The sequence below is a fragment of the Paenibacillus sp. FSL P2-0322 genome, assembly GCF_037975315.1.
Taxonomy (GTDB): Bacteria; Bacillota; Bacilli; order Paenibacillales; family Paenibacillaceae; genus Paenibacillus; species Paenibacillus polymyxa_B.
In genome coordinates, this window is sequence record NZ_CP150243.1 from 3740339 (window position 1) to 3766753 (window position 26415).

At 46.5% G+C, this 26415-nt stretch carries 33 protein-coding genes and 1 tRNA gene; 6 read left to right on the top strand and 28 right to left on the bottom strand.

Annotated features, from left to right (window positions below):
• The first annotated feature begins 324 nt into the window (after positions 1–324).
• On the top strand, positions 325–861 hold the full coding sequence (locus MKY24_RS16450) for a type 1 glutamine amidotransferase domain-containing protein (RefSeq protein ID WP_023989335.1): 537 nt from the start codon (positions 325–327) through the stop codon (positions 859–861).
• A gap of 186 nt (positions 862–1047) precedes the next feature.
• On the opposite strand, the gene ptsP is transcribed toward MKY24_RS16450, so the two are convergent.
• The 4 genes from ptsP to aroA form a co-directional block, all read right to left on the bottom strand.
• Positions 1048–2793 carry a phosphoenolpyruvate--protein phosphotransferase gene (gene ptsP / locus MKY24_RS16455; protein WP_023989336.1) on the bottom strand — a complete coding sequence of 582 codons (1746 nt, stop codon included), beginning with the start codon at positions 2791–2793 and terminating at the stop codon, positions 1048–1050.
• Positions 2790–4673, bottom strand: coding sequence for a glucose PTS transporter subunit IIA (locus MKY24_RS16460; protein WP_023989337.1), 1884 nt, complete (start codon positions 4671–4673; stop codon positions 2790–2792). The genes ptsP and MKY24_RS16460 overlap by 4 nt, the downstream gene beginning before the upstream one ends.
• Positions 4674–4973: 300 nt before the next feature.
• On the bottom strand, positions 4974–5408 hold the full coding sequence (locus MKY24_RS16465; RefSeq protein WP_013310932.1) for a CoA-binding protein: 435 nt from the start codon (positions 5406–5408) through the stop codon (positions 4974–4976).
• Positions 5409–5441: 33 nt separating this feature from the next.
• Positions 5442–6734 (bottom strand): 3-phosphoshikimate 1-carboxyvinyltransferase, encoded by a 1293-nt coding sequence (gene aroA, locus MKY24_RS16470; protein ID WP_264453599.1) that lies wholly within the window; start codon positions 6732–6734, stop codon positions 5442–5444.
• A gap of 269 nt (positions 6735–7003) precedes the next feature.
• Between aroA and MKY24_RS16475 the strand changes: the two genes are divergently transcribed.
• Positions 7004–7309, top strand: coding sequence for a rhodanese-like domain-containing protein (locus MKY24_RS16475; protein ID WP_160790156.1), 306 nt, complete (start codon positions 7004–7006; stop codon positions 7307–7309).
• A gap of 246 nt (positions 7310–7555) precedes the next feature.
• Here the strand turns inward: MKY24_RS16475 and gndA are convergent, their stop codons facing one another.
• Together gndA and MKY24_RS16485 are read right to left on the bottom strand one after the other, a co-directional pair.
• The gene (gene gndA / locus MKY24_RS16480) at positions 7556–8962 is read right to left on the bottom strand and encodes an NADP-dependent phosphogluconate dehydrogenase (RefSeq protein ID WP_013310934.1); all 1407 of its coding nucleotides are present in this window, start codon (positions 8960–8962) and stop codon (positions 7556–7558) included.
• 173 nt (positions 8963–9135) lie between these two features.
• Positions 9136–9735: a hypothetical protein gene (locus tag MKY24_RS16485; protein WP_339200343.1), complete on the bottom strand. Its 600-nt coding sequence runs from the start codon at positions 9733–9735 to the stop codon at positions 9136–9138.
• Between the two features lie 279 nt (positions 9736–10014).
• Here MKY24_RS16485 and MKY24_RS16490 point away from each other — a divergent pair, with 279 nt between their 5' ends.
• Positions 10015–10647, top strand: a complete 633-nt coding sequence (locus MKY24_RS16490; protein WP_025724011.1) for a DUF1054 domain-containing protein — start codon at positions 10015–10017, stop codon at positions 10645–10647.
• A 25-nt stretch (positions 10648–10672) separates the two neighbouring features.
• Here MKY24_RS16490 and MKY24_RS16495 read toward each other — a convergent pair whose 3' ends face one another.
• Entirely contained in the window at positions 10673–11956 is a 1284-nt protein-coding gene (locus tag MKY24_RS16495; RefSeq protein WP_023989342.1) for an MFS transporter, read from the bottom strand.
• Positions 11957–12143: 187 nt separating this feature from the next.
• Here MKY24_RS16495 and MKY24_RS16500 point away from each other — a divergent pair, with 187 nt between their 5' ends.
• On the top strand, positions 12144–13619 hold the full coding sequence (locus MKY24_RS16500; RefSeq protein WP_013310938.1) for an aminotransferase class I/II-fold pyridoxal phosphate-dependent enzyme: 1476 nt from the start codon (positions 12144–12146) through the stop codon (positions 13617–13619).
• Positions 13620–13724: 105 nt separating this feature from the next.
• On the opposite strand, the gene MKY24_RS16505 is transcribed toward MKY24_RS16500, so the two are convergent.
• Positions 13725–14030 carry a DUF1292 domain-containing protein gene (locus tag MKY24_RS16505; protein ID WP_007431055.1) on the bottom strand — a complete coding sequence of 102 codons (306 nt, stop codon included), beginning with the start codon at positions 14028–14030 and terminating at the stop codon, positions 13725–13727.
• 79 nt (positions 14031–14109) lie between these two features.
• Positions 14110–14667 carry a hypothetical protein gene (locus MKY24_RS16510; protein ID WP_023989343.1) on the bottom strand — a complete coding sequence of 186 codons (558 nt, stop codon included), beginning with the start codon at positions 14665–14667 and terminating at the stop codon, positions 14110–14112.
• A 202-nt stretch (positions 14668–14869) separates the two neighbouring features.
• On the opposite strand from MKY24_RS16510, the gene MKY24_RS16515 reads away from it, so the two are divergent.
• On the top strand, positions 14870–15628 hold the full coding sequence (locus tag MKY24_RS16515) for an MBL fold metallo-hydrolase (RefSeq protein ID WP_339200346.1): 759 nt from the start codon (positions 14870–14872) through the stop codon (positions 15626–15628).
• Between the two features lie 122 nt (positions 15629–15750).
• On the opposite strand, the gene MKY24_RS16520 is transcribed toward MKY24_RS16515, so the two are convergent.
• Both MKY24_RS16520 and MKY24_RS16525 read right to left on the bottom strand, forming a co-directional pair.
• On the bottom strand, positions 15751–15987 hold the full coding sequence (locus tag MKY24_RS16520; RefSeq protein ID WP_339200347.1) for a DUF3892 domain-containing protein: 237 nt from the start codon (positions 15985–15987) through the stop codon (positions 15751–15753).
• An 87-nt stretch (positions 15988–16074) separates the two neighbouring features.
• Complete coding sequence (locus MKY24_RS16525) at positions 16075–16518, bottom strand: GNAT family N-acetyltransferase (RefSeq protein ID WP_025724006.1); 444 nt, start codon at positions 16516–16518, stop codon at positions 16075–16077.
• Positions 16519–16659: 141 nt separating this feature from the next.
• Between MKY24_RS16525 and MKY24_RS16530 the strand changes: the two genes are divergently transcribed.
• A tRNA-Val gene (locus MKY24_RS16530) sits at positions 16660–16731 on the top strand.
• 120 nt (positions 16732–16851) lie between these two features.
• On the opposite strand, the gene MKY24_RS16535 is transcribed toward MKY24_RS16530, so the two are convergent.
• The 17 genes from MKY24_RS16535 to MKY24_RS16615 form a co-directional block, all read right to left on the bottom strand.
• Positions 16852–17088 (bottom strand): hypothetical protein, encoded by a 237-nt coding sequence (locus tag MKY24_RS16535; protein WP_339200348.1) that lies wholly within the window; start codon positions 17086–17088, stop codon positions 16852–16854.
• A complete protein-coding gene (locus tag MKY24_RS16540) occupies positions 17075–17560 on the bottom strand; it encodes an ArpU family phage packaging/lysis transcriptional regulator (protein ID WP_339200350.1) in 486 nt (161 codons plus the stop codon). The genes MKY24_RS16535 and MKY24_RS16540 overlap by 14 nt, the downstream gene beginning before the upstream one ends.
• A gap of 73 nt (positions 17561–17633) precedes the next feature.
• A complete protein-coding gene (locus MKY24_RS16545) occupies positions 17634–18317 on the bottom strand; it encodes a putative metallopeptidase (RefSeq protein WP_339200352.1) in 684 nt (227 codons plus the stop codon).
• Positions 18318–18514: 197 nt separating this feature from the next.
• Positions 18515–18823 carry a hypothetical protein gene (locus tag MKY24_RS16550; RefSeq protein WP_339200354.1) on the bottom strand — a complete coding sequence of 103 codons (309 nt, stop codon included), beginning with the start codon at positions 18821–18823 and terminating at the stop codon, positions 18515–18517.
• 62 nt (positions 18824–18885) lie between these two features.
• Positions 18886–19206: a hypothetical protein gene (locus MKY24_RS16555; protein WP_339200356.1), complete on the bottom strand. Its 321-nt coding sequence runs from the start codon at positions 19204–19206 to the stop codon at positions 18886–18888.
• A complete protein-coding gene (locus tag MKY24_RS16560) occupies positions 19199–19570 on the bottom strand; it encodes an ASCH domain-containing protein (protein WP_339200358.1) in 372 nt (123 codons plus the stop codon). Before MKY24_RS16560 ends, MKY24_RS16555 begins: the two co-directional genes overlap by 8 nt.
• A 60-nt stretch (positions 19571–19630) precedes the next feature.
• Positions 19631–19954: a hypothetical protein gene (locus tag MKY24_RS16565; RefSeq protein WP_339200359.1), complete on the bottom strand. Its 324-nt coding sequence runs from the start codon at positions 19952–19954 to the stop codon at positions 19631–19633.
• 46 nt (positions 19955–20000) lie between these two features.
• Positions 20001–20681, bottom strand: a complete 681-nt coding sequence (locus tag MKY24_RS16570; protein WP_339200361.1) for a hypothetical protein — start codon at positions 20679–20681, stop codon at positions 20001–20003.
• A gap of 215 nt (positions 20682–20896) precedes the next feature.
• A complete protein-coding gene (locus MKY24_RS16575; protein WP_339200363.1) occupies positions 20897–21247 on the bottom strand; it encodes a hypothetical protein in 351 nt (116 codons plus the stop codon).
• Between the two features lie 26 nt (positions 21248–21273).
• Positions 21274–21885, bottom strand: a complete 612-nt coding sequence (locus MKY24_RS16580; protein ID WP_339200364.1) for a hypothetical protein — start codon at positions 21883–21885, stop codon at positions 21274–21276.
• A gap of 65 nt (positions 21886–21950) precedes the next feature.
• Positions 21951–22544, bottom strand: coding sequence for a hypothetical protein (locus MKY24_RS16585; protein WP_339200365.1), 594 nt, complete (start codon positions 22542–22544; stop codon positions 21951–21953).
• Positions 22541–22876, bottom strand: a complete 336-nt coding sequence (locus tag MKY24_RS16590; protein WP_339200367.1) for a DUF2019 domain-containing protein — start codon at positions 22874–22876, stop codon at positions 22541–22543. Before MKY24_RS16590 ends, MKY24_RS16585 begins: the two co-directional genes overlap by 4 nt.
• Entirely contained in the window at positions 22873–23565 is a 693-nt protein-coding gene (locus tag MKY24_RS16595) for a hypothetical protein (protein ID WP_339200368.1), read from the bottom strand. Before MKY24_RS16595 ends, MKY24_RS16590 begins: the two co-directional genes overlap by 4 nt.
• 24 nt (positions 23566–23589) lie before the next feature.
• Positions 23590–23961, bottom strand: a complete 372-nt coding sequence (locus MKY24_RS16600) for a hypothetical protein (protein ID WP_339200370.1) — start codon at positions 23959–23961, stop codon at positions 23590–23592.
• A complete protein-coding gene (locus MKY24_RS16605; protein ID WP_339200372.1) occupies positions 23942–25276 on the bottom strand; it encodes a DnaB-like helicase C-terminal domain-containing protein in 1335 nt (444 codons plus the stop codon). The genes MKY24_RS16600 and MKY24_RS16605 overlap by 20 nt, the downstream gene beginning before the upstream one ends.
• Entirely contained in the window at positions 25266–25577 is a 312-nt protein-coding gene (locus tag MKY24_RS16610; protein WP_339200374.1) for a replicative helicase loader/inhibitor, read from the bottom strand. The genes MKY24_RS16605 and MKY24_RS16610 overlap by 11 nt, the downstream gene beginning before the upstream one ends.
• On the bottom strand, positions 25570–26406 hold the full coding sequence (locus MKY24_RS16615) for a replication protein (protein WP_339200376.1): 837 nt from the start codon (positions 26404–26406) through the stop codon (positions 25570–25572). Before MKY24_RS16615 ends, MKY24_RS16610 begins: the two co-directional genes overlap by 8 nt.
• Positions 26407–26415: the final 9 nt, after the last annotated feature.

The window sequence follows — 26415 nt, forward strand, 5'->3', positions numbered from 1 at the left end:
ACGTAGGATCAAACTATACGAGGATCTCATCAGAATCCAAATATATCTATCTACTAGTCTAATAAATAATTGTTAACTCCATTAAATCTATCATACCTTGTTTTATTTCGACTTTGGGACCTCAAATCCTTCCACAGATTGCAGCTATGAACAAATTACCAAAGCTTTGGCGGGTCAGAAAATGACGACAATTGCTGTCAAAGAGCAGACTACTAACATAAGAATCTGCGAAGGAATGGACTTCGAGCGTTCTTTTTCTTAAGATGTAAAAGTACAGATTACAAAACAGAGGTGTCATCATGTGACGCACGAAAGGATGGTTGGATGTCAAGACTTGCCGGAAAAAAGGTTATCGCCCTGGTGGATGAGGAATTCGAGGATCTGGAGCTGTGGTATCCGATTTACCGTGTTCGTGAAGAAGGCGCAGAAGTGCATTTAGCCGGTGCGGAAAAAGGTAAAAAATATATTGGAAAATATGGCGTACCTGCTGAAGCGGAATATGCCTTTGAGGAACTGAATAGCAGTGATTATGACGGGATTCTCGTCCCTGGCGGTTGGGCACCTGATAAACTGCGCCGCTATCCCAAGGTAATTCAACTCGTACAGGAGTTTCATGCTGCTCATAAGCCGATTGGACAAATCTGCCATGCAGGCTGGGTACTGATTTCTGCTAAAATTTTGGATGGTGTTACGGTAACCTCCACACCAGGTATTCGTGATGATATGGAGAATGCAGGAGCTATTTGGAAGGATGAGGCAGTTGTGACGGACGGACATATTGTATCTGCTCGTCGGCCGCCTGATCTTCCACCTTACGGAAAAGCGTTCTGCGATTTGTTAGCAGATAACACCCGGAAATAAGAGATTAAGTTAATTTTCCGTAATCTCAAGAGGCTGTCAACAAGATGAAAAAAAGAACCTTCAAAACCATGAATAAGTGGTTTTGAAGGTTCTTTTTCGTCCAAGCCGTGCTACGCCTTAAGGTTTGCTACGACAAGCTCAACAATACGGGGTGTTGGCTGTGCAAAGCTTTGCGGACATTATATATTACTGCCGTCCAGGCCCGGCCGGAGTGCAGCTGACATTAGCTGCAGTCAGCTTGTCTTCGATCGCTGCACCAGTGGACATGCCAAAGCAAACCTGAGCGACTGTCGTTGCCTCAGATGCAGTCGTATTCAGCACACGATGCTTGACCCGCAACAAAGATTGGGGAGACATGCTGAGTTGATGTATCCCCAGTTCCAGCCAAAGAGGAACGGAACGTTCATCTCCAGCCATCTCACCACATACACTCACATCAATTCCTGCTTGATGTGCCGCTTGTGCAGTCATGCGCAGCATTCGAAGTACAGCTGGATGGTATGGATGGTACATATGTGCAATCTGCTCATTCATACGGTCTACAGCCAGCACATACTGAACCAGATCATTCGTTCCGATACTAAAAAAATCTGTTTCAGCTGCCAATAGATCAGCGATCATCGCTGCAGCCGGTACCTCAATCATAATTCCTCGCTGAATGTTTGGATTATAGGCAAGCCCTCTTGCATCCAAATCCGCCATAGCCTCCTTCAAAAGAGCATCTGCCTGGCGGACCTCCTCCACGGATGAGATCATCGGATACATTACCTTGATATTTCCCGTTGCACTGGCTCTTAAAATTGCAGTCAACTGGGTTTTAAACAATTCCTTCCAATCCAGACTGATCCGTATAGCACGGTAACCTAGAAAAGGATTTTCTTCCTCTGGTAGTTGAAGATAGTCCAACGGCTTATCTCCACCGATATCCAATGTACGGATGACTACAGAGTGGTTTCCTGCCTTTTCCGCTATCAGCCGATATACTTCATACTGCTCCTCTTCATCTGGAGCAGATTTGCGATCCATGTATAAAAACTCCGTGCGGAACAGTCCCACACCTTGAGCGCCATGCTTCAAAGCTGCCTCCAGCTCTTTAATCGAACTAATATTGGCCGCCAGCCTCAGGGTGGTTCCATCCTTGGTCACGGCATCTACAGAAGCAAGTACCTGAAGCTGCTCTTTTCTGCGTCGCTGCTCGTCACGCAAAATTTTATAATGATCAGTTACCGTTTTTTCCGGATTCACATAAACTTTGCCCAGGTCTCCGTCCACAACCATCATATCTCCCGTTTGAACGGGCAAATTCAGATTGCTCTCCAGTCCTGAAACGAGTGGAATACCAAGTGCGCGGGCCATGATCGCAGAATGTGATGTTTTACCACCATTCATAGTTACAATCCCTAAAACATAGCTAGGATTCAAGTGTGCCGATTGGGAGGGTGAGAGCTCCTTGGCTACCAGAATATAGGGCTGTGTATCCTTGGGAAGAGTCACTTCCGGTGCACCCAGCAAATGCTTGAGCAGCCGGTTTCCCACATCTTTGATATCAATTGCCCGCTCCTTCATATATTCATCATCCAGTAAATCAAACATTGTTACAAAATGATCAATGGCTTCCTTCACGGCCACCTCGGCCGCCTTATACTGACGCTCAATAATTCCGCGAATTTCATTCATGAATTCTGGATCTTCCAATATCGCAAGATGAGCATCAAAAATGCTGGATTCCTCCGGCCCCACCATCTCTCGAAACTCATCCTTAATAAACTGGATCTCACTTTTGGATGTGCGTATCCCTTCATACAACCGTTCAAATTCCTTTGCAAGATCTACCGCATCCATTTTTTGATCAGGTAAATCCCACTCCCAGCTCGGCAGGACAAATGCCTTCCCGATTGCCACACCTGCTGCGGCGCCGATGCCTTCTATCATGTTTCTACCCCTCCAACATTCCTGTCATGCAGCACAACGGACATTACCGAGGCCTGACCTTTTTTCACTGTTTTAAACGGAGCAAAGCTCCACGACTTGACGCGATCCGGATTCGTGATGACCATAGGAGTCACCAGCGATGGAGCTTGCTCGCGCAGCGCCTGCAAATCAAATTTGATCAGCAATTGCCCCGGTTCCACCGTATCGCCTGCTTCTACCATAGCAGTAAAATTTCCTTTTAGCTGTGAAGTATCAATCCCTATGTGGAGCAGAACCTCAAGTCCCTCTCGTGTGGAGATGCCTAAAGCGTGCATAGTCGGATACAAGTGCATCACAGTACCATACACTGGAGACACAAGTTCACCACGTTCAGGAACAAAAGCAACACCGTCCCCGACCAGCTTCGTCGCAAAAATTTTGTCAGGCACTTCATGAATCGGGAGCATTTTTCCATGTACAGGAGCGTTGAACAAAATTTGAGGGAGATCACGCTCCATCAGCTTCGCGATTTCCTCACGAATCAGTTCTGAATACGTTCCGAATACAACCTGCAAATTACCTCCACCCAGATTGATAAGCCCGGCCGATCCCAAAGCCTTCATCGCTCCGGTATCGATCAGTCTGTCATTGTGGACGGTCAGCCGCAAACGTGTGATGCAGGCCTCCACCTGCACAATATTTTCCTTCCCGCCAAGTGCTTCCAAAATAAGCGGAGCACTATAAGGAATATTGCCGGCCCAATCCTCCAGAACCGAACCTTCCTCGCGCCCAGGAGTTGGAATACGGAACCGCCGGATAGCCCATCGAAACAGTACATAATACACAAGCCCATACGCCACTCCCACTGGAATTAACAACCAGGCGTTATGTGAGAGATGAAAATTAAGGACATAATCTATAAAACCCGCCGAATAGGAAAATCCGTGATGAATATCCAGCTCAAAGGTAAGCCACATGGCCAGCCCAGACATAACCGCATGAACGAGGAACAAATAAGGTGCTGCAAACAAAAAGGCGAACTCGATCTGTTCCGACACTCCGGTAAAAAAGCAGACAAGCGCAGCCGTCAAAAATGTTTTTTGCACCTTTGGCTTCAAATCTTCACGTGCTTCCTGAATGATCGCCAGCGCAATGGCAGGGATCGCAAACATCATAATGGGGAACAACCCGGACATGAAATAGCCCGCTGTCGGATCGCCAGCAAAAAACCGGGGTAAATCTCCCTGCACAACGTTGCCAGACGGCGTTTTATATGTACCCAGTTGAAACCAAAAAATATTATTAAGCAGATGGTGCAGACCAAAGGCCGCCAGCAACCGATATAGAATACCGTAGATAAACAGTCCAAAGCCGCCCAAGCTCGATTCCAGACCTACTATAAATTGCAGCCCTCTCTGTATGAGTGGGGCAATAATTAGCATGAGTCCTGCAAACACAGCCGAGAAGAGGCCAATAAGCAGCAGAACAAATCGGGTACCCCCAAAAAACTGAAGCACCTCGGGCAATTTGATGCTTTTGAAGCGATTATAAGCCACCCCTGAAATGACCCCCAAAATGATACCAATGAGCGTCGCCGGTTGAATGAGTCCGTTTCCAAATCTCAATGTGACCTGATCATATATAGCCATACCAGCTAATGCTGCCAGTCCCGCCTGACCTGCCTGATTCGACATCCCCAGTGCAACACCAACCGCAAATAAATATGGCAAAAAATAAAAAATCCCATGTCCCGCCGCATTTGCCATATCAGACACCATAGGGAATCCCCATGTGGACCAAGGAAGGCTGCCGAGACTTAGCAATATTGCAGCGGCTGGTAGCACCATCGTCGGGAGCATGACAGCACGACCGAGCTGTTGTAAGGATCCGAGCCAATTCATGGCATTCCTCTCCTTTCTATCCCTGATGGTAAGCCGAATAAATACTTTTGTCAAAGCAATGATTCCATCTGCCAAAATATTTATTTACGCTTCTACAGGTCAAAAAACTTTATCACCACAACAGATAACACTATGAATCCGTCTAGACCATTTTCATCATCAGGCATACATACATTATATGGATTGCTAAAAGTATAATATACTTTACCATATTCCTCATTTCGCACCAAAAACCTTCAACCCTGTGAAGCAAGGGAAGAAGGTTTTCATGTGCGTATAGCACGGGTCACTGATCCTTGTTTATCCTTTACGTACAGCCTGGGTCACTGAGTCCTCCACCTTAATGCAACGATCCATAATAACCGTCATTCCATGCTCCTGCGCAATGTCAGCGGCTTCCTGGCTTATAATCCCCTGTTGAAGCCACAAAATCTTAGCTCCAATAGCTGCTGCTTCACGCGCAACCTCTGCACAGTATTCACTGCGGCGGAATACATTGACCAGCTCCACAGGCTCAGGTACTTCAGCAAGACTGGCATAACAAGTCTCCCCAAGAATCGTTTGCCCTGCCGCCGCAGGGTTAACCGGAATAATCCGGTATCCCCGCTTCTGCATGGCATAAGAAACCATATAAGAGGTTCGATCTGATTTATCAGACAAACCAACAACCGCAATATTGCCTACTTGTTCCAAAATGGTTTTAATCTCTTCTCTCGACGGATTTTCAAAAGCCATCCTGTTCCCTCCTATTCGCATCTTCGTTTGCTTTTATTTTACCCATTCTACAGAAGCACCAAGCGTCGTTAGATGATCAAAATACTGCGGATACGATTTGGCGACATGATGTGCATCCTTGATCACTAACGGCTTCTGTGAACGCAAACCTACAATCGTCAAGGCCATAATAACACGGTGATCAAAATGCGCGTTAATTTCCACGCCACCTTCGACACCCTCCGGTCTGCCATGTACGATAATTTCCGCTTGGCGTTCTTCTACCCGAGCTCCAGCCTTGGTCAGCTCATTCAAATAATCGGTAATGCGGTCACATTCCTTATACCGTAAATTCTCCACGTTATAAAAGCGGGACGTGCCTTCAGCAAATACAGCCGCAGCCACCATTGCAAGCACAGCGTCTGTTGCAGCATCACCGTCAAACTCGACAGCTTTCAATCGGCCATTGCCCTTCACGACAACGGTATCGTTCTCGTGTGTCAGTGGCACTTCCATCATGCGCAGCACATCTACGATAGCGCGTTCTCCCTGTTTGCTCTGCTCTTTAAGACGATGAATGGTAACATCAGAATTCGTTACTGCAGCAGCCGCTAGCACCGCTGCACTCCCTGGATAGTCTCCCTGTACAGTATACGTACGTGGCTGATAGGATTGCCGCCCCGGGACACGGAAAGACATGTAATCATCGCTTGCATGAATGATAATACCAGCCTCTTGCAATACCTCCAGGGTCTGCCCAATGACCACCTTGGATTTCAAGTCATGCAGCACTTCGATTTCACTGTCTTCCTCCAGTAAAGGCGTAAGGAATAGCAAGGCGCTCAAATATTGTGAGCTAACCGAGCCGGACACCTGAATTTTACCGCCCTTCGCCTGACCACCCTGAATACGAATTGGCAACTTACCTTCACGATGATCTACTTCCACACCCAGTTGCCCCAGTGCATCGATTAGATCATCATGTGGTCTCTTACCCAATGAGTCGGGATATGTATTAACAAATGTAACATCCGGACATAGAGATGCAATACCCATCAAAAAACGGAGCACCGCTCCTGCGTTTCCCACATTCAATTCCTTCACAGCTTGAGGATGGCTACCAAAACCTGTAATAACTATTTTTTCATCATCCTCTTCCAGTACTGCACCCAGATCGGCGATACAACGACGCATAGCATCACTGTCTTCACTATGGGCTGGATAATAAATGGTACTTTGTCCCTCAGCAAGTGCCGCAGTGAGCAGATAACGGGTAGTGTAGTTTTTGGAGGATAGGGCCCCAATCTCTCCTTGCAAGGAAGGGGTAGGTCTAACGATAACATCCATAATGTACATGCTCCTTTTCGGTTCAAACCATCCTATTTTACGTTAATTATACAAGTTGTAGCATTCATTTCTCCACCCAAAAAATAAGAAATATTAATCTAGGTCGCCCGAGTGAATCCCGTCGGTTAATTAATCTATACCTGCCTTTAGGATTAAGCCAATTGACAGCCTAGAGATAGCTTAGCTATCATACATAGAGTATGTGTGACATTTTGCACACATCAAAAACATACGCAGCACCCATTATTTATCAGAAAAGAGGTCCGGCCATGACGCAAATCGCCCTGATTGAACCTTCTGAGTTGCGCGCACGTCTGCAAGCAGGAGAGCAATTGCAATTAATCGACGTCCGCGAAGCGGAAGAAGTAGCGGAAGGCATGATTGAAGGTGCCAAGCACATTCCGCTCGGACAACTTCCGGGTCGTCTTGAAGAAATTGAACGCACCGGTGAAATTATCTTTATTTGCCGGAGCGGTTATCGCAGTGAACGAGCCTGCGAATATCTACAGCAGCTAGGTTATGAAGGCTGTACTAACATGACCGGCGGCATGCTGCAATGGGCACAGGAGCAATAGAAAACCTACTTAACAAAAGAGACGGGAACTTCCCGTCTCTTTTGTTTTAACTCAAAGCTTAGACGCGGTAATGCATTAAAACGTTCTGTCCCTATCATACCATAGCCTCAAAAGATTACACAATCCTCTACTACCCTAGAATGATATCCATAATTAAAAATTAAAAAACGGAAGCTTCTTCTACCCATAGGGCAAAAAAGCTTCCGTTGTATTACATAATGCTATTCATGCATATCCGTCCGTTCATTAGAACCATTGATGATGGAATACGCCTTCTTTGTCCACACGTTTGAACGTATGGGCACCAAAGTAGTCACGTTGTGCTTGCAGCAGATTTGCTGGCAAACGCTCAGTCCGGTAGCTGTCATAGTATGCAAGCGCGCTGGAGAAGCCAGGCACTGGAATACCTTGAGATACAGCTACGGAAATCACTTGACGCCATGCATCTTGATACGTTTCAACTACATTTTTGAAGTAAGAATCCAGTAACAGGTTTTTCAAGGCAGGGTCGCGGTCATATGCATCCTTGATGTTTTGCAGGAATTGCGAGCGGATAATGCAACCGCCGCGGAAGATCATAGCGATTTTTCCGTATTTCAAATCCCAATCATATTCATCGGAAGCTGCACGCATTTGAGCGAAACCTTGAGCATAGGACACAATTTTACTTGCAAACAGTGCTTTACGTACGCTTTCGATAAATTCTTTTTTGTCGCCACTGAAGGACTCAGCATTAGGACCGCTCAGCACTTTGCTTGCCGCAATGCGCTCGTCTTTCATAGCAGACAAGAAGCGGGAGAATACGGATTCGGTAATCATGGACAATGGCACACCCAGATCCAAAGCGCTTTGGCTTGTCCATTTACCTGTACCTTTTTGACCAGCAGCATCCAAGATAACGTCTACCATTGGCTTGCCTGTTTCAGCATCGTATTGGGAGAAGATGTCAGCTGTAATTTCGATCAGGTAGCTGTCCAGTTCCCCTTTATTCCATTCCGTGAAGATTTCATGAAGCTCTTCCGCATTCACGTTCAGGACTGATTTTAACAGGTGATAAGCTTCACCGATCAATTGCATGTCGCCGTACTCGATACCGTTATGCACCATTTTTACATAGTGACCAGCACCGTCGGGACCGATATATGTACAGCATGGGTCGCCTTCCACTTTGGCAGAGATTGCCGTCAGAATCGGCTCTACCAGTTTATAGGCACTTTCTTGTCCACCTGGCATAATAGCAGGACCATTCAAGGCACCTTCTTCACCACCGGATACGCCTGTACCAATAAAGCGAAGTCCTTTTTCCTCCAGCTCCTTGCTGCGGCGCTGTGTATCAGGGAAGTAGGCATTGCCTCCGTCTATAATAATGTCGCCCTTGTCCAGATGAGGCACAAGCTGTTCAATCGTGGCATCTGTAGCTTTACCAGCTTGAACCATGATCAGGATTTTACGGGGTGACTCCAATGAGTTCACAAATTCTTCAATAGAGAAAGTACCCGTCAGTTTTTTACCTTCTGCTTCTTTGATAAGATCGTGCGTTTTTTCTGGAGAGCGATTAAAAACCGAGACGGTGAAGCCTCTGCTCTCAATATTAAGGGCTAAATTCTTACCCATTACCGCCAGGCCGATCACACCAATTTGCTGTTTTGCCATCTGGTTCCTCATCCTTTGCAACATATTTTGTCTTCTACATCGCCGCTTTACCGCATTACACTTTATGTGAATCGGAACACGTGCACTTCTATTTTAACGTTTTTGGTGTCAGAAGTGAACCCCTGTCTATTCACAGATCAAAACACCCCATTTTCATGAGGTGTTCAGATGTATTACACTTCCATCATCAACAGTTGGTGGGATAGCGTTTGCAGGCGTTCATGGCAATTCCCGATTTTAGCTGTATCTCCCGCTGTCATCGCTGTGAACAGTTTCTCCAATTCATCGTCTACTTCCATTTTGAGCAGCAGCAGCCGGGTTTCCCCTTCATTGGAAGCGTACATATCCTCCATTTCCTGTGCGGACAGCACCGGTCCTTTCTGATAAATGACACGCTGCTTAAAGCCTGTAACCTCGACCAGACGAATAACCTCACCGAACAAAATATTTTCTACTAAAATATGATGATCCTTAACTCTTTTGACAATGGCATGACCTCGGGTGCTTCCAATCAGCTTCTCCAACCACTCAGCCAGCTTGGCATCGCGGATTACATAATCTCCAGCCAACTTGTAGTGTCCTGTGCGCAGCTGTTGAAAACGGAGCTTCACCAGCTTGCGCCCGGTTCTCACCGACAAAACCAGGTACGACTCATCCTCGCTCCAGTACAGCGAATACCCTTCCGATATCAAATCCTTGATCAGATTATGGATATGCCGACGGCTAAACCGGAGCTCTAGATTGCAATATTCTACCTCACAGCCCTTGTTCACGGCATTCCCTCCTTTTTCAAGTCCGATTCAAGAAGTCCGGCTACAGCAAGCCTGCGGCTTTCCCGCTTGATCTTCCCTTGCTCTATTTTATACTTCATTTTATGTAAGGGTACTTGGTTATTTGACCTATTTTTATGAGTAACAGCGCACAATCCTACTTTTGCCTTATATGCTTGTTTCAAACCTGGTCTAAAGTCGGCCACGCCCGGCGGCATTATGCTATAATCGGACATATTACGCCACACGACATGGCCTAACCCAGTTACAGGAGGAAAAGGAATGACATTTAGTGGATTTACTGCAAAGGACTTCGATGTTTTTGAAATACCGGGGTTGGAGCCTCGTATGGAAGTGCTGATTCAGCAGGTTCGGCCCAAGCTAGAGGCAATTGGCGAGGAATTGGCCCCGTTCCTGACAGACTTATGTGGGGAGCCTATGCACGTTCACGTTGCCAAGCATGCACGACGGAAAGTCAATCCCCCCAAAGATACTTGGGTTGCCTGGGCGGCAAACAAGCGCGGATACAAGGCGCTGCCGCATTTTGAGGTAGGCATGTTCGCTTCCCATCTTTTCGTCATCTTCGCAATTATTTATGAAAGCCCGAACAAAGCTACATTTGCCCAGGCGCTCGAAGCCAACCTGAGTGATGTACGTTCTAACCTACCGGATCATTTTTACTGGTCCATGGATCATATGGCTCCAGAAGGCACAGAACAACAACACATGGATAATGAAGATTTTCAAACGATCATCCACAAGCTGCAACAGGTAAAAAAAGCGGAGGTCATGTGTGGAATCCGTATTGACCGAGAAGATCCACTCGCCAGCGACGGGGCTGCATTATTACAGGCTGTGCGTTCTACCTTTGAGCATTTACTGCCGCTGTACCGAATGTCTTTCTCGAAAGAGTAGCCCTCGCCGCTTTTCAAGGTGCTGTTCAGGCCTCCACAGTCTTCCTGCGTGGATTACGCGCCAGAGCCAGGTGGCAGCCAAACATGAGCAGCATCACGACCCCACTGATGATAAATGGTGCTGTGTGTCCGGCACGGTCCCATAGCACTCCTGAAACGAGCGGGCCTATAACCATGCCGGAGCCTTGAAGTGTTAAAAAAAAGCCCCATACCGTTGCTCGCTCGCTTTCCGGAATCAGTCGGGCAAGAAATGTGTTCCATGCAGGCAAAATGAGCGCATATCCCAAACCAATAAGCGCTACGGATACAAACACCAGCGGAATAGAGCGAACGATTGAAAAGAGAAACAGTGTAATTCCGGCTAGCAAAAAACCAACATGTAGAAAATACTCCGTTCCAAGTCGGTCGACCAACTTGCCGCAAGGGATCAGTGCCAGCACAGTCACCCCACCGCCTGCAATCAGGAGGACGCTGTACAGGTTTGGTGAAATCCCGAGGTCCGTCCGAGCGTATAGCGTCAGTACCGGGCTGATTAAACCGATAACAAAAGACTGCAAAAACAGCGCCGGGTAAATTAACGGATTGACGTTAAGCTTTGTTTTGAGCACGCCAATCGTCTCCTGGATTCCTTTCAGAACTCCCCGCTTCTGCTTTATGTGCCCATCAGACGACACTAGAGCGCTCTGTTCGAGGTCACCTTTGTTAGCAGACCTTTTCGGTCCTGGCAGCATGAGAGCAACCAACAACAATACAACACTGCATCCTATCAAAATCATGAACACCATGCCGTAAGAATGCCCATAGTGGGATATGGCGAAGTTCATAATGAGCGGACCCAATCCCGTTCCGCCCATAGACGCAATTTCCAGTGTGCCCATCGCCGCGCCATTGCTGTTATTAGGCCCGGACATTTCGGTCGTTCCGGTCATAACACAAGGCCAGAGCGGAGAAGTACCCAGACCGAGCAGCAGACACGCGACGACGAGCCACACGGGCTCTGACAGTACGCTCAGCATAATAATAGCTACAAGCGTAAACAACAGTGCGGTCGACATCGTTCCACGGTAACCAAGCCGTTCAGCCATCCAGCCCGCCGGTGCCCGGAACGCATTGTCTCCAAAATATTGAAGTGAAAAGGCTAAACCAATAATCCCGGCTGACAAACCAAGCGTTTCTCCCATATATACCGGAAGGATGGATACCAGAAGAGATCCTTTCATAAATTCGACTAGAAATACCAAAACCCACAATTTGCTAAAAAAAGGAGTCCACAGCCGCTGCGGAGCTTCTTTTCGTCCTTTTTGCCACATCTAATCCACATCCTCCACCTTCGTTTTTTGGCTATAAAGACCGGGTTCTCCGCCTACTCCACTCTTTCGCAAATAAATGCGCCCTCAATCGCTTGCATTCCTACTTCAAACTGCTATACTCAATTTTGTTCTATTATCACTTGCACAGGATTGTCGAAATCCTGCACGAAAGGTTGTGACAACACTAATGAATCAAAGCAACACCCCGCTTTTTACTGCTTTGAAGAAGCACGCTCAGAGCAACCCGGTTCAATTTCACATCCCAGGTCATAAAAAGGGAGTCGGAGCAGATCCGGAATTTCGCGAATTTATGGGGGATAATGCCTTTTCCATAGATATGATCAACATCGCTCCATTGGACGATCTGCATCAACCAACAGGTGTCATCGAAGAAGCCCAAAAGCTTGCAGCAGATGCCTTCGGAGCAGATTATACTTACTACAGTGTACAGGGGACAAGCGGAGCCATCATCACCATGATTATGTCCATTTGCTTGCCAGGTGATAAAATTATTGTACCCAGAAACGTACACAAATCTATAATGTCTGCCATTATCTTTGCTGGTGCAAAACCAGTATTCATTTCTCCAGTCAGTGATGAAAATCTCGGTATTCACCACGGGGTTACAACCAAGTCCGTACGCCGGGCATTGGAACGCCACCCTGACGCCAAGGGCGTCCTTGTTATCAACCCGACATATTACGGTGTGTGCGCCGACTTAAAAGAAATTGTAGATCTCGCTCACAGCTATAATGTGCCGGTCCTGGTCGATGAGGCTCACGGGGTACTGATTCATTTTCATCCTGATCTACCGATGTCCGCCATGGAGGCGGGAGCAGACATGTCAGCTACAAGTGTCCACAAGCTGGGCGGTTCCTTGACACAAAGCTCGATCTTGAATGTAAATACGAAAAACGGATACGTTAACCCACAACGTGTACAAACGATTTTCAGTATGCTGACAACGACATCCACTTCGTATCTCCTGTTGGCTTCCTTGGACACATCCCGACGCAACCTAGCACTTAACGGTCATGAAATAGCACAACGAGCCCTTGATTTGGCTGAATATTGCCGCTCAGAGGTTAACAAGATTGAAGGACTATATTGCTTTGGTAGTGAAATTCTCGGCACGGAAGCTACCTACGATTATGATCCAACCAAAATTACGGTTCATATCCGTCATTTAGGTCTTACCGGATACGATGTCGAAAATTGGCTGAGAGATCACTACAATATCGAGGTTGAGCTTAGCGATATGTACAATATTCTCTGTTTGGTGACCCCTGGTGATACCAAAGAGGAAATTGAAATTTTGTTGAAAGCTCTGCGTGAGCTGGCTTCTCTGCACTATTCCACAGGTCAGGAGCATGAGCTGGTTGTAAAGATACCGGATATTCCTCAGCTCTCCCTTATTCCAAGAGACGCTTTTTATGGAGATACGGAAATCGTGCCTTTCAAGGAATCTGCTGGCCGCATTATTGCAGAATTCATTTATGTGTATCCACCTGGTATTCCGATCTTACTGCCAGGAGAAGTTATTTCGCAGGACAATATTGATTATATTGTTGATCATGTAGAAGTAGGCCTGCCTGTTAAAGGACCTGAGGACCGAACAGTACATCAGGTGAAGGTTATCGTCGAGACTGACGCTATTTCATAATATTGAACTGTCAACACATGCTTACAAAATATGTTGATAGCCAACAAAAAAAGCCCCCATTTGGGGGCTTTTTCTTAAAGAGCTATGCAGCTGCTACATCCAATTCTATTCGTATTGGGCAACAAGCTCGCTATATGCGGCTTCTACACGTTTCCACTCATCTTCGTCCTCAATATTGTAAAGCACCATTTCTTCGTTTTCTTCTTCCATACGAAGAATAATGCCATCCGCTTCGGGATTGCCTCGCTCAAGCAGAAGAGCATAAACGTGATCTTCTACGTCAAAGGTCTCTACCAGCACCATTTCTACATCTTTACCATTTTCATCAGTTAGCGTAAGAACCATTTCTTCATGTTCGTGGTCATGATCGTGGTTGCAGGCTTCACCGTGTTCATGTTTGTGATCACTCATGGAAATACCTACCTTCAAATTGTTTTATTTTCCCCCGTATCGTAACATGATCAAGGGTGCAGGTCAATTTGTGGTATGCCTAATTTATCGCTGTAATGACTTTTTCGGACACCAGGGTATAGCTGCCGTCTTTGCTCTCTTTAATGTAGAAACCAACCCGGTAATTCCCTGCTGTTTTGAAATCATACGTAAAGTCGTTCGTACGGAACCAGAAGTTATCCTTTTGCGCTCCTTTGATATCTTGGGACTGAATATCCTTCACGTTGCCTGAAGGGTCGGTGATCGCTACCTTCACTCCAGAGATATCTGTTTTCAAGGTATCAATTTGACTGAATACATTAAATTTCACTTTATTGCCTTTATTCACGTTACCAAACACCGTATCTCCCTTGAACAGGAACATATGCACGTTAGGCTGGTCGAAAACAACTTTTCCACCGGATGGATCAAAATTTACAAGTCCGTTAAAATCACGGATGGGCACATAGGTTTTCCCATCAATGACAACTGCGCCATCTTTTGACACTTCTCCATTAATAATCAACTGCACTTGGTCCTTGGCGGATTCCGCCGAAATGGCGGTCCCTCCCATTATTGAAAAGGCCATCACTAGGGCCATCACTTTTCTCCATTTCATCACTACTAATCCCTCCATCGTTATCTGTTTAAAACCTTCTGTCGTACATTTATACCTAGCTCAGCCGCACAAGTTGCGCTGTGTTTCACAAATTGTCCAAAGTTTTTACATAAGGAGCCAAATCTTTAGTTCCAGCAGCATAGGTGATAAAATACGACTGTAGAATGTCCTAGTACACAAAGTCCGGAGGGATAAATCCATAATGAGCCTAACGATACAAATGCTTGGCACAGGCAGTGCCTTTGCCAAGCATTATTACAACAACAACGCGCTGCTGGACAGCGGAGAAGGCAAACTGCTGATCGATTGCGGTACAACCGCTTCTTTAGCATTACACCAAATGGGCGTCCCTTTGCCTGATATTGACGCAATTTTAATCACACATATTCACGCAGATCATGTCGGAGGTTTGGAGGAATTCGGTTTTCAAATGAACATTCTCCATCGTCGCAAGCCTCTACTTTATATCGCCGAACCACTAATCCACCCTTTGTGGGAACATACGCTCAAGGGCGGAATGTCACAGCAAGGTATGATTGACAAGCTTGAAGATGTATTCGAGGTAAACGTAATAACGCCTGGTGTACCCACTACATTAGTATCGGGTATCCAGGTGGAGCTAATCCCTACAAGGCATATTCCGGGTAAAAACAGTTATTCCATATTCATTAATGACCGCCTTTTTTATAGTGCAGATATGGTTTTTGACCCTGATTTGCTTCATCATCTGGTGCATGAACGAGGATGTCGGAGTATTCTGCACGAGGTTCAATTACAAGGCGCTGGAGAAGTCCATACGACGTTGGACGAGCTGCTAAGCTTGGCGCCATCTCTTCAAGAGCGGATTCATCTGATGCACTATAGTGATGATATGGAACAATTCAGGGAGAAAGCAGGAGTCATGTCCTTTCTGGAGCAGCAACGAGTATATCAACTTACAGAGTTGGAACGTGCAGAGTAGCATGCTAAATACAGTTTGAACAATTAACAAAAAGCCGCCTGGCTTTCCTACAAAGGATAGCCAGGCGGCTTGCTGTTCTTGAATATAATGATGAACTTGTATTCTAATGTTGCGAGTTAAGGTCAGAACAATGGCAGTTGATCCAGGTTATTAGATGGATCTCCATCGGCATCTCCCCGAATTCGTTCGCTTCCATCCTTGGCCTTGAAAACGTTAACGCCTGCAATTGAGCCTGCTTCAATCTCGTTCAATGCTTGGTTATAATCTAAAACCCGACCGGTAGATGTCTGAAAAGACGTAAGGTCGCCATCCCCGTCTTTACGTACTGCTGTAATTTGCTCTCGTTCTGTATCAGCCAAACTGTATCGCTCCTTATCCATAGTATAGTGGAGGAACTTTTACTAGCATGCACATTGTACAGATTTGTATGCACCTTACGCTGTCGACTACAACTTTTTGCGCATACGTACATGCGGTATTCCCGCATCGTCAAAAGGTTCATCGGAGATCGTCTCATAACCGAGCTTTTCGTAAAACTTCTCGGCTTGACATTGGGCATCTAGCAGCGAGTATCTTAACCCCAATTCACGTGCACGTTCCTCCAGTGCTAGCAGTAATACACGTCCATAGCCTGCCGCACGATGCTCCTTGAGAACGGCAATACGTTGCATTTTAGCTGTATCTTCCTCATAGTATGTCAATCGACCAGTGGCCACCATTTCACCATGTTCACAAATTAGCAAATGATGGGCCGTATCTCCCAGCTTGTCATAATGGTCAATTTCTAAATCAAGAGGAACCTTTTGCTCTTCGACAAACACTTTGGTACGGATCGATATTGCCTCCTGTAGCTGTTCCTCTGTTGTTACACTTATAATTTCTGCGGCCATCATCTGTTCCCCCTATCATTAATTCCAAATTGCAAACTCGCTAAATTCGAATTATATATATAAATGGTCATGAAGTACAGGCTGACTTCTATTTTTTCACTTTACATATATGGTTAATACATGATATTATCTAGTAACCGCAGGACGGTAGCTCAGCGGGAGAGCATTATCTTGACAGGGTAAGGGTCATGGGTTCGATCCCCATCCGTCCTATACCGAAAACCCCTTGATTTATAAGGGGTTTTTCTTATTTTTATAAACTCTTATCCGATACGAAATATGGCTCTGATACGAATTTGATACGAATCACTTTTTGATACGAAAAAGCAGCGGCTAAGATCCGCTGCTTTCGTTGTTTTGGAACACATCAAAATTAGTACCTTCAAGCCAGTTACGAAATACCAATTTACTGATATATATTTCCCTGCCAGCCCGAGCCACATGAAAGGGTGGGTCTGCCAGAAACTCATAGGTCTTTTTTTGGCTCATCTTCATTATTTCCTCAACATGCTTGGGGCGCAGAGTCATAGGGTATTGCGCCCAATCATTAGCCACTTCAATTTCGTTCATTATTCCCACCCTTTCTCTGCTCCTTCTCAACAAGAAGGTTCATAATAGAAGCAAACTTATAGAAGGCTTTCCAACGGATCGTCGCATACTTACCTCCACTCATAGGAGGTTGGAAAGCAAAATTATATACATAATAATCTGTAATGTAATCATGTTCCTTTGTCATATACCGCGACTCAATTAAGAAACTTTCCATCCTGGGCATACGCTTTACAGCTCGTTCCACCCGCTTACAATATTCCTCACGATATGCCTGAGAATCTACATTATGAACAGCGATGTTGGCTGTCTGATCGCTAGTAACATTCGTCGGGCTGCTACGCGGCATGTCGCTATAAGCGGCTGTCGTGCTTGATTCCCTTTCTTCTATTATATATAGGTACTTGTATATCCTGTATTTCTCCAATGCGTCCTCCACAGCAGCCTGTGTCCGCTTCCGGTCGATCTCCGGTAAAAAACTCTGTTGACCCACCTTGTAATCACCTCATGCTCTGTATTAAATAAGTCCCCCGACCGGAGCCGGGGAGCGTATAAGTGCGGTCTGCTTAGAAAGGCAAATCGTCGTCCGGGTTCTCTCCACCTGCAGCACTTGCGGCAATCTCAGCGGCTGCGGCTGCTTCGTCATCAATAGGTAATTTCGCTTGGTTTGGATCATTGATATCAATTGTCCCGTCAGGATGGATATAACCCTTCACACCCTCACGTGGCTCTGCTGGCTTATCCTGCGGCTTCTCTTCTTCTTCCTTTGCAATATCCTCTATGGTAAGTTGGTTCGTTTCCGTCAGAGCTTTTGCGAGTCGCTTCACGTCCTCCGTGATTGCTCCGTGGCGTTTGATAACCTCTGTGAACCCCTCAATGTCTGGTGGTAATGTGGTAAGCAACGGACGACCGTCTGCAGCCATTTTCGTTTTACCATGACGGTCATATTTAAGGTCGAGTGTGAACAGAGCATGATCCAGTACATAACGACGCTGCGGTTCTGCCATCCGATTCCACATGTCAGCATTGAGATACAAGATTGCATCTCGCTTCATTGTGCTCCGCAGATCATCCGCAAGAACTTTGAATTTACCAAACAAGGTTTTACCTTTGGAAAACCATCCCCCGTGTTTAAACAGAATGAGGAAGTCAGAGCCTGATAGGCTATCGTGATGTTTATCAATCATGTCCTCAAGCAATTCGTATGTTTCACGCGGAGCCTCAGAATGAAATTTTTGTGCTTTTGCCATGGGTGGTTACCCCTCTCAGTTGTTTTATTTTTTTATTTATAGAAAACGAACAGTATCGACAACGCTAATATAGATGCAACACAGATACAGGCCATGTTGCGAGCGGACTCTTTATTCTTATCTCCCTCAGCTACTGTTCCGAGGAAAGAGATTACTAGAATTGAGCCCAGCAGGATCTTAAACCACATATTTGACGGTCACCCCTTTGGCTTGCTCTTATGAGCATACTTGTTAGCTGGATCAGGTTTCACCACACCCATCATCGCCAGTTCATGGACAACTCGCAGCTTCGACAGTCCCGTAAGCTTGGCGATGCGCGAACGAGGTACGCCAGCACGGTCCAATCTGCGAATCTCCTTGACTGTCTCTTTGGGTAAAGGTGTCTGTAAGCTATTCAATAGTAGATCCGGTCCAATTGAAGGAGCATCATATCCGTCTGGACCCGGAACTTTAGGGCCGCGCTGTTCTTTGATCTGACCGCCTGAGCGATGCTTACGTTTGATCATTCCGTTTACCTCCCTTAGTGGGTGCAGTTGTTACCTACACCCTGTATAGGCTGTATTGGTGGTTACTCCCCTAACTCGTTAGTAAGCCAGGCTATTTTGCGGTCCCTCTCTGCAAGCTGCTCACGGAGATGATCTACATCAGCAGCATACCGCCGGTTATATTCGTGTAATTCAGCGACAGCGGAGTCCTTATCTACAAGCTGCTGCTGGAGTGAGTCTATTTGTGCATAGGCGGCATCAAGAGCGTTGACCAAATCAAACACATCATTACTCATATGAGCTTCTTCACCCCGAGCATCGTCGGCTTTGTTCCAAATAGTTTTCAAATCTTCTTCTGACATAGGTTGCAGACCATCCGGTAAATTAATTATCCGTTTACTCACCTTTACCGCCTCCTTGTAGTAGCTCCGGGTTATAGGGCAGCTTAACCCATATAACTGCCCCTTGTGGATGCTTATAAGGTATAGGTTCTGGGTAAATTACTGGATTTTGCATTACCCATGCATAAGGTGTTTTGTAATCTACATCTGCATACTCCACATGATGCTTATCCTTGTTTTCATACCAGTTGTAAAAAGTCATGGGTACACAATCCACAAGGTCCGCCGTGCCATATACTAGGCCGCTGCCACTCTTTATAATTCCGATGGTGCCGCGTTTGTGTGTCCGGCTGCCGCGTATCTCCCACGGTTTAATGCCCGACAGCACCATGTCAGCCCAATTAGGTTTAATGATTAGTCCATCCAAATCGGTTCGCTCCTTTAAGGTATATAGGGGCATAGGGTAAGAGGCTGTTATGCCTCATCCCTAACGCAAATTCATTTTTTGGCTCATGAATTCCCCATAAAGAACACGCATTTTATCAAAATCAATACAGCCCATCTTTTCCATGATCCATAGACCACCCCACAACATAGCCGATCTAATTTCAATCGGTTTATCATGCTGCTCAATCAGCCAATTTTCCAGTGCCATATAAGCGCTCATAGGTCTTTCCTTTGTTCCATATTGTTCAATAACTTGTTTCAACGCATCTTTTTGATACGCAAGTACGTCTTTTTCACCTTGTTCAATCCTTTTTAATAGCTCTTTTAGTGATGGTAAAACATCTTCCTTTGCTAGTCTGTTCATCTGTATATCTCTCCCTTGATATATAGGTAGTAGGGGGTGTATCCCCTTAAAATAGTGTCAGTTGCACCGAACGTCTTGGCTCGGCTGGTATCCATTGCTTGCCGTATTCCTGCATCCACTCCGCCACACTCTTACGGCGGTTCCAATCGCTTCGGGGAATCCAGCTCGTATTGTCTCCCTGCACAGCAGCGTTGTACGGGGCAAACCATTTAGGTAGCATCATTCCTAACAGATGCACGCGAGCTCTGACAGGGCCGCACAGCAAGCCATCAAGGTAACGAATTCGCTCTTCCTCAGACATTCGCACGGTCCCTCCGATGAATACCAGTTGTTCCGTTTGAAGCAGCCCCGTATCTCCGCCAGGCTGTAAGATAGGAACCGGATTGTATCCGCGCCGCCGCATATCCTGTAAATACCATGCTGTAGCTTCCGGGTTGCCAATCTCGTCATACTGCATGTGTTGATGGCGAGATTTAACGTTCCGATCAATGTAGGCCCTGTAACCCTGATACGATATGCAATCCTCGGTAAACGTCCCAGGGTCCCATATCACCGCCCGATTACGCATGTATGGCTCAAGCCAACTGGGGTACTTTCGCAGCAGGGTCGCGCTCAGGAGCCAATACGGAACAGTGCTGGCCTGCTCTGCAAGGTGTCGCCGGTTTACCCCGGCGACGTAGATAATCCGTTCCATTTTCATCGCCCTTTCTGCCGAGCTGCTTTCCATAATCCTGTAATTGACGACCTACAGGACAGTTTGTTTTACAGTGCTTGTCCAGCTTGGATGTGACGCTGCCGTACTTCCGGTTAAATTCGTCCCGTGTCGTGCAGCCGGAACACTTTTGATCCAGCAGATCGCCAATTGCTAAAACCGCATCTATCCGGTTAATGTGTCTCTCCCCCTTATGGAGGGCTAAGCCTCCTTCTTATCCCCTATGGGGCTTAATCGTTAATGCCGGGTACTTTAATGCCTGCTGTACGAAGCGCCGTCCTAAAACCGCACTGATATGACATTCTGACATTATCTTCATCTGTCCATGAAGGATTAGGGAGACTGGGTGGAGTATCCTCAAATACCTCATGTAGTTTCTCTTCCAATGTTTGTTCCACTTCATATCCGATATATAAAGCACGAATCAAGGTATCGTGATCTATTGAATTAATACCTCCTTTTACGTGTGCTGTAATTCCCGGATCGTTTATAGCAGTCGCCACAATATCGCGTTCACTATGATGTTCTCTCAAGTTCTCCAAATGCCACGCCTGTGCCTTCGTCAATTTCACTTTATCCATTGTTATGTCCTCTCTGCCCTTGGGGGCTAATTTGTTATACCTTCAATGCTTTTTCCCATGGCGTTGAGTGCTGACCTAACTCCTTTTCTCCAACCTTCGTTATATGCGGAATCCACGTTATAGGAATCAGCATATTTTTCGATCAATGTTTCTTCCGGGGTCAGTTCTACCGTATACCCCGCAATAAGTGCCTGGGCCAGCAGCCAAATAGACATGCCGTTCAAAGCTTCTGCTGGTGTTCCGCTCCTCCAGCCAAGCGGAGATTTAGCGTGTTCTTGCAGAAGTTCTTGTTTCCCCCATCCAACAAGCAGATACTTTATCGCCTCGTCCTCTGCCTTGGTCAGCACGGGTTTATAGGACTCTTCTTCCGGTTGAGCTATAGACTTTGGTGTTTCCGCTGCAACCTCTTTAACAGGAGCAGCAGGCTTTGGATCGTCCTTTGATGCTGTTTTCATAGTTGGTTTTTCCTCCTTGATGGTCTTTGTTTTGGCACGGAAGGTCAGCGGCTTTGTATGAGATTTTGGTATCGGCTTGCCGACAATCTTCGCGAGTTCTTCCGGGCTGAGTGTGTACGTTTTAACGTCACCCTGACCCCGCGAAGACAACTCATTTTTCCAATTTGGGACGGATGTTCCCATGAAATGCCCCTCTCTGAGCGTTTTTGGGCGCAGCTACCCGCCGCAGGACCCAATAGCCCCGGGTGTTATGCCTTATTTAAGATGGATTCTATGACTTCGATTTGATATGGTTGAGTGTCCAGTAGCGGCATGTATTCGCGCATTCTATAGAGGTTGAGTGCGATACGTGCGATGATGTATGCATCCACCACGTCATTGCTTGGATGTGTATATCCAAAGTGTGATTCAACTGCTTCTGCCATTGCTTCTTTCTTCTCTTTATCCTTCAAACGCCGCTTGCTGCCTGGCTCTCCAGTCCATCCAGTAACAGCAACATATTTTTTAACAGCATTCGGCATGATGAGATTGAAACCTAAGCCTTTACGATGAATGATGGTCCGTAAATTTCCGTGTATCATCCCAGTTGTTATGCCCTTTTGAGTACCAGGCGCGGCATCCTCTTTAAGAATTTCGTCCCCCGACTGGAGCAGTTGGTAAAGCTGATTCTGTAGGGATACAAGTTGCGGAGTGCTTATCCCTCCGGCTACCTTAGGTCCTTTACCACGGATAGCTGTCTGTAACAGGACGTTACCCTCGATGTCCAAAGCAACAACCCCCGTTGTCGTCGCTGGATCAATTCCGACGAATCTCATAGCCGGATCTATCTCCAAAAGATTCATCGTCGCGACACTTCCCAACTGCGCTGCCGTCCATACTCTGTAATCTTGTACAGGTGGTCCTGGTTGGCCCGGGCAATCACATTTTGCAGAACCTTGGTAGCTTCTCCAGGCGGTAGAGTCTCGCGTGCCTGTTGTCGGATCAGGCCTACCGTAACCTGCAGAACATCGAACAGTTCACTTAGCGTTCGGCGTTGGTCATAGTCCTTGGACTCCAATTCCTCAATCAGCTCGTTTACCTCTTCCTGCAGCTTGACCCGCATATCTCCCGGCTGGTACCCATGAACCGGATAGTCCAGTACAGGAATAACGATGGCTATAAATTGTTCACTCATGCCTTGTCCTCCCGTTCCGTCAACCAGTCACAGTATGCTTGACATTCTTCTTCGGTTTTAAAGTAAACGTTATGGTAACGCTCTTTGATGTCCTCGAATTTCTCGCCGTTATAGATAAGTCGTGGTGCATCAGAATAACTCAATTCTTCGAGCCTCATTCCGTCCGCATCTTTATGCTCTTTGTACCATGCGATTAATTTTCCGCTTCTATTTTCAAAACTGGAGCACACATGCGCGGTTGGTTTGTATACGGTCCGTCCCACTGCACAATTGCATCTTTCCGTCACGTCATTACCTTGCGGAGACTTGAAGTTTATATATCTGTTTTCGTTACATTTATTACATTTTTCGCCTAATTCACGAGTTGAGGAAGCTCGGAATAATTCGACCCGAAAGTCACTCATCAATTCCGCCAATCTTTCTTTTCTGACCTCGTACACAAGGTCACGTTTACGCATATCAAGCTCGACTACTTTTTGGTTGTATTCTCGCTTGACATCCTCAAGATTCCTCTGCACTTCCTGTAGTTCTTTGTTCTGTTTGATTAGTTGTCGTACATTTTCCTGATGTTCCTTCTTCACACTGTCCATGAGGAATCCCTTGAGTTCTTCCAGCTTCTGTTCGAATTCACTTGGCTCATCGTAAAAATCGTGGTCGTAATCGTGAATTTCATTCGGTTCGTAAGGCATACCGTTCATCCTCTCCTATTGAAATTAATCCAACCAACCTGATAGATTCGGCACAGCTTTTGGCGGCTCTGGTGGCGTTTCTGGAGCCTGTTCCGGTTCGGTAGGTGTGTTGGTTGGTTCCGCTTCTTCCAACTTGTCATAGGTCTGCTGTTCAGTCTGTGGAGCCATTTCCTGATACGTCCACCCGAGAATCTTGTATTGCTCTTTCAGGCCCGGGAATTTGGCAACCAGTTCCCCACGCCGATATTCTTTGACCTTTGCAGATACAAGATCATATTGCTTTCTCAAATTCGTCTTAGCAGATTCATCAATCAAAGGATCATCCAGCTTCAGAGCCTTTGAAACGAGCCATTCCAGCGACTTCTGATAGCCTGCTTCATCTACGATTTGCCCCATGTTCTCTCACCTTCTTTTCAAGCTCATATTTATCGTCCTTCGTGAGATTCATGAAGCGACTCGTTTTCCGGTTGAACATCATTTGTATTGTTCCGGTACCGATCTTCCGGCCTTTGGCTACAATCAGCTCCATGACCCCTTTCAATATCGTATCCGGGTAATAGTAATCGTCCCGGTAAAGGAAGATAATCACGTCAGCGTCAAACTCGATATTCCCCGAATCCCGCAGGTCTGACATCATCGGGCGCTTGTCCTGCCGATCCTCACATTTCCGACCGACCGAAGAGATTACCACTACAGGGATACCCAGCACCCGAGCCATCTTCTTGAACTGTGCTGAAACATAGGATACACGTTCAGACGTACTAGAAAATTTTCGTTCCGATTCAATTAGTTGAAGATAATCAACATAAATGATTAGGCGCGGATTCCGCTTTTTAAGGTCTTTCGCTTGGCGCCAAATATACTCAATGGTCATACCTGGCGTATCGTCAATGTAGATTGGTAGAGACTCTAAAATCTCAAGCGCCTTGCTGTAGCTGTCCCAGTCGTTTTCCGTCAGTCGTCCCGTTCGTATCTTTTTGCTGTCAATGCCGCCTAGGGCGCATATGTGGCGTTCTGACACGTCTTTGGAAGGCATTTCAGCCGAGAATATGGCAGGAGTAGTTCCACCCTCAGCAGCCGCTATAGAGTCGTTAACAATATAGGCTGTCTTTCCGATACTAGGCCGTGCCGCTACGATGGTTACATCCCCAGGCTGGTGACCGCTCCCCATCTCATTCAAGTCGTCGGATGCTGTTTTGGTTCCCGTAATCCCCGCCCTCGAACCACGGTCCAGAATTTCTAGGTGGTGACCGTCCAGCACTTCCGCCATTCGAAGCATGTTGTTCTCGGCCTGTCCCTTTTGGAGTTGGTTGAGCTCGTCCATTCGTTCCTGTACAGCCGTTACATCAATTGCTCCTGTAGCAGATGCTTCTTCAAAGGCTCTGGCGGCTTCGCGCTGAACAAAAGCTTCGCGGACAATAGCCTGATAGGACTGGTAGTTATGAACCGCAGGAACCGCATCACGAAGCTGCATGAGGTAAGTCACCCCGCCAATCTTCGCAATATTCCCACCCCAATGTTGGACCATCAACAGCGGGTCAAATGGGTCAGGATTTCCGGTGAACTGTTCATAAGCAAATCGAAGCGTTGTAAGGATCAGCCCGTGTCTTTCATCGGCTCCAAAATCTTCGGGAGTCAGGTAACAATCATCTAGCAGTTCGGGTTTGTTCAAGATTGACCCGAGGACTGCGCGTTCAGCATCAAGACTCATGGTTCAGCCTCCTACTGGAATGCAATTTCTCCAGCCGCTGGCGTATGTGATCGGGCATAGGCACAGCTTGTTCCAAATACTCCTGTAGAGCCAAAGTCTCAGCCCGTTCCTCTGCCCGTTGCAGAGCATAATAAGATTGCTGAGGCTGACATGCTTGGTATATCTCCGCAGGCGTTGGAGCCCATTTTTCATTCGTCTGGCAAAGCATCCTTGTTTTTTCTAGAGCAGTTTCGAAAGGAACGTCTCGAAGAAGGTCATGCCACACTTGAACCTCGGATTCAACTTCCCTTTCGTCAATCACAAAACTCCGGTAAGCCTTGGAGATGTACTTCATTAGAAATATCACGTTTGCCCGTTCCACCTTGTCCCAACTCCTTCCGCATCAAGTTATCTAAGGCTTGGTCTCCCCGAGCTCTGTTTGATTCTTTGGGAGCGTTTCGAGCCTGATCCCGTTTAATCCAAACACGAATCGCCTTGTTATGATCCTTCTTGTGTTTACTAGGCTTCTGGTTCCCTTGCCATTCGTCCAAAGCCTCAATCATGTCGTCAACCTTCGTTTTACCAAAGTCAGAACAAAGCTTTTCATACTGCTCTGGTGTTAAAAATACGGTGTCTGCATATTGAGTTTTACCAGGAGGAATTTTCATATATATATCTTCTTTCTTTATAGTTTTCTTTATAGTTTTCTTTATAGTTTTCTTGGGGGGACGATTGTCCCCCTCTAGCGGGGGAGAGTTGTCCACCGGAAGGGGGTGTAATTCTCCACCAGTAAATTCGTCTGGTTCTAACGGTTGCGGTGGAGGATTGCACCCCACTAGCCACTGTTCAGAATATTTATTGAATCCGATCATGCGACCATGTTTGCCCTGAGCTTGTCTGAACACTTTCAGGACGTTCATTTCAAAGAGTTTCTTTAACTCCTTTTTAATACCGCTCAAGTCACTACGAAGGGCAGTAGCAAGGAACGTGGCGGACAACTCTGCTGACTTCCGACCTTCAAACCCGTAGGTGTAGCGCCAGACGATCAGGAGCATTCTGAGTTGTATGCCATTAAATTTTCGCATTGCCACCTCTTCGTAAATCTCATTCGCTACACGGGTATATCCGTTGTCGAGTTCTGGTCCTGCCATTCCGTTTCA

Excerpts from the sequence above, each read along its gene's own strand:
- MKY24_RS16450 (WP_023989335.1), top strand. The coding sequence starts at position 325 with ATGTCAAGACTTGCCGGAAAAAAGGTTATCGCCCTGGTGGATGAGGAA.
- ptsP (WP_023989336.1), bottom strand. The coding sequence starts at position 2,793 with ATGATAGAAGGCATCGGCGCCGCAGCAGGTGTGGCAATCGGGAAGGCA.
- MKY24_RS16460 (WP_023989337.1), bottom strand. The coding sequence starts at position 4,673 with ATGAATTGGCTCGGATCCTTACAACAGCTCGGTCGTGCTGTCATGCTC.
- MKY24_RS16465 (WP_013310932.1), bottom strand. The coding sequence starts at position 5,408 with ATGGCTTTTGAAAATCCGTCGAGAGAAGAGATTAAAACCATTTTGGAA.
- aroA (WP_264453599.1), bottom strand. The coding sequence starts at position 6,734 with ATGGATGTTATCGTTAGACCTACCCCTTCCTTGCAAGGAGAGATTGGG.
- MKY24_RS16475 (WP_160790156.1), top strand. The coding sequence starts at position 7,004 with ATGACGCAAATCGCCCTGATTGAACCTTCTGAGTTGCGCGCACGTCTG.
- gndA (WP_013310934.1), bottom strand. The coding sequence starts at position 8,962 with ATGGCAAAACAGCAAATTGGTGTGATCGGCCTGGCGGTAATGGGTAAG.
- MKY24_RS16490 (WP_025724011.1), top strand. The coding sequence starts at position 10,015 with ATGACATTTAGTGGATTTACTGCAAAGGACTTCGATGTTTTTGAAATA.
- MKY24_RS16495 (WP_023989342.1), bottom strand. The coding sequence starts at position 11,956 with ATGTGGCAAAAAGGACGAAAAGAAGCTCCGCAGCGGCTGTGGACTCCT.
- MKY24_RS16500 (WP_013310938.1), top strand. The coding sequence starts at position 12,144 with ATGAATCAAAGCAACACCCCGCTTTTTACTGCTTTGAAGAAGCACGCT.
- MKY24_RS16505 (WP_007431055.1), bottom strand. The coding sequence starts at position 14,030 with ATGAGTGATCACAAACATGAACACGGTGAAGCCTGCAACCACGATCAT.
- MKY24_RS16510 (WP_023989343.1), bottom strand. The coding sequence starts at position 14,667 with ATGAAATGGAGAAAAGTGATGGCCCTAGTGATGGCCTTTTCAATAATG.
- MKY24_RS16515 (WP_339200346.1), top strand. The coding sequence starts at position 14,870 with ATGAGCCTAACGATACAAATGCTTGGCACAGGCAGTGCCTTTGCCAAG.
- MKY24_RS16525 (WP_025724006.1), bottom strand. The coding sequence starts at position 16,518 with ATGGCCGCAGAAATTATAAGTGTAACAACAGAGGAACAGCTACAGGAG.
- MKY24_RS16535 (WP_339200348.1), bottom strand. The coding sequence starts at position 17,088 with ATGAACGAAATTGAAGTGGCTAATGATTGGGCGCAATACCCTATGACT.
- MKY24_RS16545 (WP_339200352.1), bottom strand. The coding sequence starts at position 18,317 with ATGGCAAAAGCACAAAAATTTCATTCTGAGGCTCCGCGTGAAACATAC.
- MKY24_RS16550 (WP_339200354.1), bottom strand. The coding sequence starts at position 18,823 with ATGATCAAACGTAAGCATCGCTCAGGCGGTCAGATCAAAGAACAGCGC.
- MKY24_RS16565 (WP_339200359.1), bottom strand. The coding sequence starts at position 19,954 with ATGAACAGACTAGCAAAGGAAGATGTTTTACCATCACTAAAAGAGCTA.
- MKY24_RS16570 (WP_339200361.1), bottom strand. The coding sequence starts at position 20,681 with ATGGAAAGCAGCTCGGCAGAAAGGGCGATGAAAATGGAACGGATTATC.
- MKY24_RS16575 (WP_339200363.1), bottom strand. The coding sequence starts at position 21,247 with ATGGATAAAGTGAAATTGACGAAGGCACAGGCGTGGCATTTGGAGAAC.
- MKY24_RS16580 (WP_339200364.1), bottom strand. The coding sequence starts at position 21,885 with ATGGGAACATCCGTCCCAAATTGGAAAAATGAGTTGTCTTCGCGGGGT.
- MKY24_RS16585 (WP_339200365.1), bottom strand. The coding sequence starts at position 22,544 with ATGAATCTTTTGGAGATAGATCCGGCTATGAGATTCGTCGGAATTGAT.
- MKY24_RS16590 (WP_339200367.1), bottom strand. The coding sequence starts at position 22,876 with ATGAGTGAACAATTTATAGCCATCGTTATTCCTGTACTGGACTATCCG.
- MKY24_RS16595 (WP_339200368.1), bottom strand. The coding sequence starts at position 23,565 with ATGCCTTACGAACCGAATGAAATTCACGATTACGACCACGATTTTTAC.
- MKY24_RS16600 (WP_339200370.1), bottom strand. The coding sequence starts at position 23,961 with ATGGGGCAAATCGTAGATGAAGCAGGCTATCAGAAGTCGCTGGAATGG.
- MKY24_RS16605 (WP_339200372.1), bottom strand. The coding sequence starts at position 25,276 with ATGAGTCTTGATGCTGAACGCGCAGTCCTCGGGTCAATCTTGAACAAA.
- MKY24_RS16615 (WP_339200376.1), bottom strand. The coding sequence starts at position 26,406 with ATGGCAGGACCAGAACTCGACAACGGATATACCCGTGTAGCGAATGAG.